This is a genomic window from Pontiella sp. (assembly GCF_041622395.1).
Classification (GTDB): domain Bacteria; phylum Verrucomicrobiota; class Kiritimatiellia; order Kiritimatiellales; family Pontiellaceae; genus Pontiella.
The window spans coordinates 1-9102 of record NZ_JBFJYW010000154.1; the positions used below are offsets into that span (position 1 = coordinate 1).

Annotated in this window: 7 protein-coding genes and 1 pseudogene; 5 read left to right on the top strand and 3 right to left on the bottom strand. The window is 60.6% G+C overall.

Translation table 11 applies throughout. The features are described from left to right. Together ABYO54_RS10015 and pdxA are read right to left on the bottom strand one after the other, a co-directional pair. The coding region (locus ABYO54_RS10015) for an rRNA adenine N-6-methyltransferase family protein (RefSeq protein WP_372808112.1) at positions 1-223 on the bottom strand (223 nt) is incomplete at its 3' end. A 64-nt stretch (positions 224-287) separates the two neighbouring features. Beyond that, a complete protein-coding gene (gene pdxA, locus ABYO54_RS10020; RefSeq protein WP_372808113.1) occupies positions 288-1238 on the bottom strand; it encodes a 4-hydroxythreonine-4-phosphate dehydrogenase PdxA in 951 nt (316 codons plus the stop codon). A 196-nt stretch (positions 1239-1434) separates the two neighbouring features. Between pdxA and metH the strand changes: the two genes are divergently transcribed. From metH to ABYO54_RS10040, 4 genes are all read left to right on the top strand, one after another. Next, entirely contained in the window at positions 1435-5121 is a 3687-nt protein-coding gene (gene metH, locus ABYO54_RS10025; RefSeq protein ID WP_372808114.1) for a methionine synthase, read from the top strand. 36 nt (positions 5122-5157) lie between these two features. After that, on the top strand, positions 5158-5616 hold the full coding sequence (locus tag ABYO54_RS10030) for a four helix bundle protein (protein ID WP_372808115.1): 459 nt from the start codon (positions 5158-5160) through the stop codon (positions 5614-5616). Between the two features lie 20 nt (positions 5617-5636). Beyond that, positions 5637-6416, top strand: coding sequence for an RES family NAD+ phosphorylase (locus ABYO54_RS10035; RefSeq protein ID WP_372808116.1), 780 nt, complete (start codon positions 5637-5639; stop codon positions 6414-6416). A 70-nt stretch (positions 6417-6486) separates the two neighbouring features. Beyond that, the gene (locus ABYO54_RS10040; protein WP_372808117.1) at positions 6487-8316 is read left to right on the top strand and encodes a bifunctional homocysteine S-methyltransferase/methylenetetrahydrofolate reductase; all 1830 of its coding nucleotides are present in this window, start codon (positions 6487-6489) and stop codon (positions 8314-8316) included. 4 nt (positions 8317-8320) lie between these two features. Here ABYO54_RS10040 and ABYO54_RS10045 read toward each other — a convergent pair whose 3' ends face one another. Then, positions 8321-8671: a YkgJ family cysteine cluster protein gene (locus tag ABYO54_RS10045; protein WP_372808118.1), complete on the bottom strand. Its 351-nt coding sequence runs from the start codon at positions 8669-8671 to the stop codon at positions 8321-8323. Between the two features lie 131 nt (positions 8672-8802). Here ABYO54_RS10045 and ABYO54_RS10050 point away from each other — a divergent pair. Beyond that, positions 8803-9102 (top strand): annotated as a pseudogene (locus ABYO54_RS10050) (hypothetical protein); the annotation flags it as partial.

Consider the following 9102-nt stretch of genomic DNA (forward strand, 5'->3'; position numbering starts at 1 on the left):
CCGATTTGGCTTTCGGGAGGATGCGCTCGGTGAGCGCGCCGAGGCCGGGGCCGATCTCCAGCACGGCTTCGTTCGGCTGAATGTCGGCGGTGTTGGCGATGATGTCCAGGATGTTGGCATCGATGAGGTAGTTTTGCCCCAGCCCCTTGTTCGGGCGGTGCCCCAGCTGCGCCAGCAACGCGCGCACTTCTTTCGGACTCGTTAATCTCGGTTCTTCACTCATCGTCGTCTCTTTTCAACAAAATCGCGCAATCCAGCCGGAAATTCATTCCGCCGGATGGGTTCCGTTACTTTTTCCATGGGTTGGGGTTGGAGGCCATTTCGAGGGCAAGGGCAATGGCGTTGCGCATGCTCTTGGCCGAGGCCTGGTTTTTCCCGGCGATGCCGAAAGCGGTGCCGTGGTCGGGCGAGGTCCGGATGATCGGCAAGCCCAGCGTGACGTTGATGCCTTCGTCGAAGCCGATCATCTTCAGCGGAGCCAGCCCCTGGTCGTGATACATCGCCACCACGGCATCGTAGTCGCCGCGCAGCGCTTCATAAAAAATGGTATCGGCGGGAATGGCGTCGGAAACGTTGTACCCCTTGGCCCGGGCGGCCTTGATGGCGGGATTGATCAGCGTCTTTTCCTCGGTTCCCAGCACCCCGCCGTCGCCCGCGTGCGGATTCAGCCCGCAGACCCCGATTTTTCCGGCGGGCAGCCCGAAGAGCTTGAGCGCCTCGCCCGTCAGCTCGATATGCTCGCGGATCGTTCGTTTCGTCAGCGCCGCCGGGACGGCGGAAATCGGCAGATGGCGCGTCACGAGCATCACCCGCAGACCGCCGCCCATCAGCATCATGCCGAAATTCTTCGTTTTCGTGAGTTCGGCCAGATATTCGGTATGGCCCGGAACCCGGATCCCCGCCCGATGGAAGCCCTCTTTGCAAATCGGCGCCGTCACCATGGCCGCGAGTTCGCCCGACAGGCATCCCGCCACCGCCGCGCGGATCGCCGCCTCGGCCAGGCGCGATGCGCCCGCCGTGATCGTTCCGGGTTGCCACTTTGCCTGGCCGACCTCCAAAAATTCGATTTTCTTCGAAACCGGGATCTTCAGGGCGGCGGCCTGCTCGCGGACCCCCTGCTCCGAACCAATCAGCACAAACCGCACGTCCGCCGGCCAGCGCCCGTGCCCAATCGCCTTGAGCGCAATTTCCGGCCCGATCCCGTTGATATCCCCGATGGTGATTCCGATTCGTTTCATGGGGCGCGTTGTATCACAGCATCCCCCCAACGCAAACCCCCGAATCCCGCAATCGCGGAGGGCTGCGCCCGGTAATTGCCTTTCCTTGCGCGAAGAACCATATTACAAGGCTTTACCAATTGAACCCCGCTTTTATATTGCAATATCCGGATAAGCGGATATACACCATCCCTTCTTTTGGGAAACGAGGTACTGAATGAGTGATGAATTCTATACGAACGAGGGCGGCAGACGCTTCGCCGAACGGCTGAAAGACCAGGTCCTGATGCTCGACGGGGCCATGGGCACCATGATCCAGAAGCACAAGCTCGAAGAGGCCGACTTCCGGGGCCCCCGCTTTGCCGGCCACCCGTCCGACCTGAAGGGCAACAACGACCTGCTGACGCTGACCAAGCCGCAACTGATCGAGGATATCCACGTGCAATTCCTCGAAGCCGGCGCGGACATCGTCGAAACCAACACCTTCAGCTGCACCACCATCTCGCAGGCCGACTATGGGCTGGAACCGCTCGTCAGGGAACTGAACATCGAGGCCGCCAAGCTGACGCGCAACGCGGTGAACCGCGTGCTGGAAAAAGATCCCTCCCGCGCGCTGTTCGTCGCGGGCTCGATCGGCCCCACCAACCGCACGGCCTCGATCTCGCCCGATGTGAACGACCCCGGCTACCGCGCCGTTACGTTCGACGATCTCGTGGCGGCCTACTCCGAGCAGGCCGAAGCGTTGATCGAAGGCGGCGTCGACGTGTTGCTGGTCGAAACGATTTTCGACACACTCAACGCCAAGGCGGCGCTTTATGCCATCGACGAGGTGTTCGAGAAAACCGGGCAGCGCCTGCCCGTCATGGTTTCGGTCACGATCACCGACAAATCGGGCCGCACCCTCTCCGGCCAGACGCCGGCCGCGTTCTGGTATTCGATCGAGCACGCCAAACCGATCTCCGTCGGCATCAACTGCGCGCTCGGCGCGGCCGACATGCGCCCCTACCTCGAAGAGCTCGGCGAGGTGGCCCCCTGCTACATCAGCATCTACGCCAACGCCGGACTCCCCAACGCCTTCGGCGGCTACGACGATTCGCCCGACGACATGGCCAAGATCTACGACGACTTCGCCGCCCACGGGCTCGCCAACATCTGGGGCGGTTGCTGCGGCACCACGCCCGACCACATCCGCGCCATGGCCGCAGTCGTTAAAAAGCATCCGCCGCGCAAGCCGGCCAAGCCCGACGCCGCGCCGCACTTCAGCGGTCTCGAACCGCTGCGCATCACGCCGGAAATGAATCTTTGCATGGTCGGCGAACGCGCCAACATCACGGGCTCGCCCAAGTTTGCGCGGCTGATCCGCGAGGGCAACCTGGAAGAGGCCCTGCAAATTGCCAGGCAACAGGTCGAAACCGGGGCCAACCTGATCGACATCAACATGGACGAGGGACTCATCGACTCCGTGGCGATGATGGTCCAGTTCCTCAATCTGGTCGCCTCCGAGCCGGACATCTGCCGCGTGCCGATCATGATCGACTCCTCCAAGTGGGAGGTGATCGAAGCCGGGCTCAAGTGCGTCCAGGGCAAAGGGATCGTCAACTCCATCAGCATGAAGGAGGGCGAAGACGCCTTCCGCGAGCACGCCCGCAAAATCCAGCGCTACGGCGCGGGCATGGTCGTCATGGCCTTCGATGAAAAGGGCCAGGCCGACACCACGCAGCGGCGCATCGACATCTGCACCCGCGCCTACAACATTCTCGTCGGCGAACTGGGGATCGACCCGACCGACATTATTTTCGACCCGAACGTCTTCCCGGTCGGCACGGGCATGGAGGAGCACCGCATCAACGCCACCTCCTTCTTCGAAGCCACCAAGGTCATCCGCGAAACGCTGCCCGGCGTATCGGTCAGCGGCGGCATCAGCAACGTCTCGTTCTCGTTCCGCGGCAACAACCGCGTCCGCGAGGCCATCCACGCCGCATTCCTCTACCACGGCATGAAGGCGGGCCTGAACATGGGCATCGTCAACCCCGGCATGCTCGAAGTCTACGACGAGGTGCCGGCGGATCTGATGAAGGCGGTCGAAGACGTCGTGCTCAACCGCACCGACGATGCGACCGAACGCCTGATCGAGTTTGCCGAGCAGATCAAGGCCGAGGGCGGCGACGCCAAAAAGGAAGCCGAGGTCCAGGCCTGGCGCGAAGGCACCGTTGAAGAGCGCCTGTCGCACGCCTTGGTCAAAGGCATCGTCGACTTCATCGACGTCGACGTCGAGGAGGCGCGGCAGCAATACGACCGGCCGCTGCACGTCATCGAGGGCCCGCTGATGGCGGGCATGGGCATCGTCGGCGACCTGTTCGGCTCCGGCAAGATGTTCCTGCCGCAGGTGGTCAAGAGCGCGCGCGTCATGAAAAAGGCGGTCGCCTACCTCCTGCCCTACATGGACGCCGAGAAGGAAGGCAACGAATCGTCCAGCGCCGGGAAAGTGCTGATGGCCACCGTCAAGGGCGACGTCCACGACATCGGCAAAAACATCGTCGGCGTCGTGCTGGCCTGCAACAACTTCGAGGTGAAGGATATCGGCGTCATGGTTCCATGGGAAACCATTCTCAAGGAAGCCAAGGAGTGGGGGGCGGACATCATCGGCCTCTCCGGCCTGATTACGCCGTCGCTCGACGAGATGGTGCATGTGGCCCGGGAGATGGAGCGCGAAGGACTCGACATTCCGCTGCTGGTCGGCGGCGCCACCACGTCCAAGAAACACACCGCGGTTAAAATCATGCCGGAATACAGCGGCCTCGCCATGCACACGATCGATGCCTCCAAGGCGGTGACGGTGGTGCAGGCGATACTCAGCGGCGACGAAGCCTTCCGCAAGAAGGTTAAATTCGAATACAACGCCATCCGCGAACAACACGAAGCCGCGCAGGAAATCCGCGAATTCCTGCCGCTGGAAAAAGCGCGCGCCAATGCCTTTGCGCCCAACTGGAAGGGCTACGTTCCCCCGGCCCCGGAGTTCCTCGGCACCCAAACCGTGGAAGTCGCCATCGAGGAGCTCGTGCCCTACATCGACTGGACGCCCTTCTTCTGGACGTGGGAACTGGAAGGGAAATATCCCGCCATCCTCGAAAAACCGGAAGCGCAAGCGCTCTTCGACGATGCCCAAGCGATGCTGCAGCAGGCCATCGAGGAACGGTGGTTCGAGCCGAAAGGCGTCCACGCCTTCTTCCCGGCGGCGCGCGTCGGCGACGACATCGAAATCTACACCGACGAGTCGCGCACGCAGAAGCTCAACGCGCTGCACTTCCTGCGGCAGCAGATGATCAAGAAAGACGCCACGCCGAACCGCTCGCTGGCCGACTTCGTGGCACCGAAAGAAGCGAGCTGCGCGGACTATATCGGCGCCTTCGCCGTAACGACCGGCCCGCAGGTGGTCGCGATCGCCAACCGCTTCAAGGCCGACCACGACGACTACAACGCCATCCTCGTACAGGCGCTCGGCGACCGCCTGGCGGAAGCCTTCGCGGAATATCTGCACGAAAAGGCGCGGCAGGACTGGGGCTTCGGCAAGACCGAACACCTCGCGCCCGACGAGCTGATCAACGAAAAATATCAGGGCATCCGTCCGGCGGCGGGCTATCCCGCCTGCCCCGACCACACCGAGAAACGGACCCTTTTCCAACTGCTCGGCGCAACCGAAAAGACCGGGATCGAGCTGACCGAAAGCATGGCGATGACCCCGCCGTCGTCCGTCTCCGGCCTCTACTTCTCGCATCCCGATTCGCGCTACTTCCCGCTCGGCCGGCTCGACAAGGACCAGCTGGCCGACTACGCGGCGCGCAAAGGCTGGAGCATCGAGGAAGCCGAAAAGTGGCTCGCGCCCAATCTGGGCTACAATGTTTAGCGTGACGATTGAGGCGTGAGGCGTGAGGTGAACGGAATGAACTATGCTGAATGGGAAGAAGGAGTGCCGACTGTCATTCGGAATGATTCTCTTTGGACGATGGAGGCGTATCGGCTTTCACTGTTTCTTGCCGACATTAGCTGGAAAGACGCGAAAAAGCTTTCGGCAGACAACTGCACCCGCTCCCTTTCCGATCAGCTGTATCGCTCTGTCGGCTCCATGAGCGCCAACATTGAAGAGGGATACTCCAAGCAAAGCTCAAAGGATCGTGCCCGGTTTTACGAATACGCTCTTGGCTCGGCCCGGGAAAGTCGTGGTTGGTACTACAAAGGCCGCCATGTCCTCGGGACATCCGTTGCGGAACACCGAATGGATTTTACGACCCAGATCATTAGATTGCTGATCAAAATGGTCCCCGACCAACGCGGCTACAAAATCAAGGAAGACATTGTAGAATACGTTGCGAACACGAGCCATCAGGAGATCCCGTTCTAAGAATGGGAGGAGTTGAGCCTATGAGCATTACCTATGATGCCTATCAGACTTTCGCCGACAAGGTCGTGAACAAATCCAGATTTGTGCTGGATGAAGAATCAAAAAAGTTCAGAGCCTTCCTGCAGGACTCCGCACGGAAAAGAAAGAGGCCCGTCGGCCAAGATCAACAATTAGTTCGAGCGCGGAAGGGCCATGCAGGTATAGAGAACAGCTTTTTCCAGCCCTATCCCATCGAACAGATGTTGGCACCTCCGCCGGACAAGGCGAGTGAAGGACGAATCAATCCAAAAGGAATACCATGCTTCTATGCGGCGGATAGCATTGAGACCGCAGTTTCAGAAATGCGCCCTTGGATTGGAGAACTCATCTCGGTGGCTTTTTTTCGGCCATTCGCGACATTATCGGCAATAGACCTAACAAACGACATAGAATCCCCCCTCGCGCTGAAAATATGCATGAGAAAGGAACTTCCGGCATCTCCTGCCGAGATAGAAACACAGCTATGGTCAGAATTGAACCATGCGTTTTCCCAACCCGTTTCGAATACTACAGAGGTTGCTGAATATGCTCCGACGCAAATCATCTCAGAATGGTTAAAATCGTGGGGTTACGATGGTGTGGTCTACAAAAGCTCCATACATACCGATGGAAAGAACTACGCCTTTTTCAACGCAAACCTTTTCACGGAAGGTAATGAGGCCGGAATGTCTCAAATACATAGAGTGGGCACAATTAAGATAAAATCCGAACCCGCGAATACTATATTGAGCGCGAGCAACAATAGGAACAACGGCAAATGAGCTCAGAGGCCGTTTCACGCCTCACGGCTCAATCGTCACGAAAACTTCGAATCACAACAGAGACCTAATCATGAGAAACATTCTCGAACAGATAAAAGAGCACCCGCTGATTTTCGACGGAGCGATGGGGACGATGATCTACTCGAAGGGCGTGTTCATCAACGCCTGCTACGAGCAGCTCTGCGTCACCAACCCCGCACTGATTGCCCAGATCCACGAAGAGTATGTGGAGGCGGGCGCGGACGTCATCGAAACCAACTCCTATGGCGCGAACCGCATCAAGCTGCAAAGCCACGGGCTGGCCGACCAGCTCGAAGCCATCAACCGCGCCGCCGTCCGGCTGGCGCGCGAAGCCGCGGGCGACGACGTGCTGGTGGCCGGATCGGTTGGGCCCTGCCTTAAATCGGACCAGCTCTTCGAAGAGCGCCACGCCGACGAACTCGCGGCGGTCTTCCGGGAGCACATGGCGGTATTGGCCGACGAAGGGGTCGATCTCTTTTTGATCGAAACCTTCACCCATATCCAGGAAGCGCGGCTGGCGGCGGGCGTGGCGAAAGCGTTCGGCGTTCCGGTTTTCGTTTCCATGACCGTGGGCAAGGACGGCGAAACCCGCGGCGGACAGAAGATCGAACAGTTGGTCGAAGCGCTGCACGCCGACGCCAACGTCGACGGCATCGGCATCAACTGCGGCATCGGGCCGGCGGCGGCATTCAGCATTACCGAGCGGGCGCTTCCGCTGACGACCAAACCGTTCACGGTGATGGCCAACGCGGGGGTTCCCCAGTTGGTGGAAGGGCGCATGATCTATATGTCGACCCCGGAATATTTCACCGAATACTGCAAGCGCATGATCCAGCTCGGCGCACGCGGCGTCGGCGGTTGCTGCGGCACCACGCCCGAGCACATCGCCGAAATGGCCCGTAACATCAAATCGCTCTCCGGCGTGAAAAAACACCGAACGATCGTGAAACACTCCGACCGCGAAATGCCGGCCGTCGCGGTGGTGCCTTTGGCGGAGAAGTGCTCCTTCGCCGCCAAGCTGGCCGCAGGCGAAAAGGTGACCAGCGTGGAGATCACCCCCCCCCGCTCCATCGACCTCCGGCCGATGCTCGACAAATGCCGGGTCTGCAAAGATGCGGGCATCGACGCCATCAACATCCCCGACGGGCCGCGCGCGAGTGCGCGCATTTCGCCGATGGTCGCCGCGCTGGCGATCGAGCGCGAGATCGGCATCGAGACCGTCCTGCACTACTGCTGCCGCGACCGGAACCTGATCGGCATGCAGTCGGACCTGCTCGGCGGCTATGCCGGCGGCCTGCGCAACTATCTCATCATCACGGGCGATCCGCCCAAACTGGGCGACTACCCCGATTCCACCGCCGTCTTCGACGTCGATGCCGTCGGCCTGACCCAGGTGGTCAACAATCTCAACCACGGCATCGATGTCGGCGGCAACCCGATCGATCCGCCGACGGGCATCCTGATCGGAGTTGGCGCCAATCCGTGCGCCATCGATCCGGCGCACGAGCTGCAGCACTACCTGAACAAGATCAACGCCGGGGCGGAATATGCCATCACCCAGCCGATCTTCGATCCGGAAGCACTCCTGCGGTTCCTCGATTCCGCCGCGGCGAAGGGCGCCACCATTCCGGTGGTGGCCGGGGTCTGGCCGCTGGTCTCGTTCCGCAATGCCGAGTTTTTGGCCAACGAAGTGCCCGGCGTGGAGGTCCCCGATTCGATCCTGGAACGGATGAGCCACGCCAAAAGCAAGGAGGATGGCCGCAAGCTCGGCATCGAGATCGCGCGCGAAATCTGCGAAGCGATTTCCGACCGGGTTGCGGGATTCCAGGTGAGCGCCCCCTTCGGCATCGTCGATCTTGCCCTGCAGGTGCTGGACTAAAGCATCATTCCCCGTCGGCGGGGAACGCGGCCCGGAGCCGGTCCAGCTCGGGGCAACCGAAGGTTACGCTCCAGGCAAAGGGGAAGGTGCGGCACTGTTCCGGCCGGGCTTCGTAGATCGTGCAGCGGTCCCCCGCCAAAAAGGCGCAACTCCCGTCGGCCTGGTCAAGCAGGGCCAGTTGCCGGCGGTTCGGCGCCAGGCGGGTATGCGCATCGATGAAGTCCTGAACGGACATTCCCAACCAGGCGGCCATCCGCGGCAGATCGGCCTCGGTCAGCAACACCGAACCGGTCCAGCGGCAGCATTCGCCGCAGCCGGAGCACTGGAACCGCTCGTGGATTTCCTTTTTCAACATTTCAACGCTCGCCTTTCAAAACCGTCTGAATTCGTTGACATTAGTGCCCCCGATGGGCACTATGCGCCCTTCATACGTCATTCATACGGGTGCGGTGTATTAGTGCAAACTCCAAGAAAGGATCAAGACCGATGTTTATCAATTTCATGAATAAGAAAACCCTCTTGCTGATGCCGGTTGCGGCACTGCTCGTGCTTTCCGGTTGCCAAGAAGACGAAGCCGCAAGCGTCCCCACCCCCGAGCCGGTCGATCTGTCCGCCACGGAAGACCTCTTTGCCGAACCGGTCAAAGCCAACCCGCTCACCTCCGATCCCAACGCAGTCGTTGTACGCGTTAACGGCGAAGACATCACCCGCGGCGAAATCAGCCAAGTGATGAACATGGCCATGCAGCAGTTCGCCGGCCGCGTTCAGCCGCAGCAGATGCAACAG

Bases quoted from the DNA above. Each gene is read 5' to 3' on its own strand.
- ABYO54_RS10045 (WP_372808118.1), bottom strand. From the start codon at position 8,671: ATGTTGAAAAAGGAAATCCACGAGCGGTTCCAGTGCTCCGGCTGCGGC.
- ABYO54_RS10035 (WP_372808116.1), top strand. From the start codon at position 5,637: ATGAGCATTACCTATGATGCCTATCAGACTTTCGCCGACAAGGTCGTG.
- ABYO54_RS10030 (WP_372808115.1), top strand. From the start codon at position 5,158: ATGAACTATGCTGAATGGGAAGAAGGAGTGCCGACTGTCATTCGGAAT.
- ABYO54_RS10040 (WP_372808117.1), top strand. From the start codon at position 6,487: ATGAGAAACATTCTCGAACAGATAAAAGAGCACCCGCTGATTTTCGAC.
- pdxA (WP_372808113.1), bottom strand. From the start codon at position 1,238: ATGAAACGAATCGGAATCACCATCGGGGATATCAACGGGATCGGGCCG.
- metH (WP_372808114.1), top strand. From the start codon at position 1,435: ATGAGTGATGAATTCTATACGAACGAGGGCGGCAGACGCTTCGCCGAA.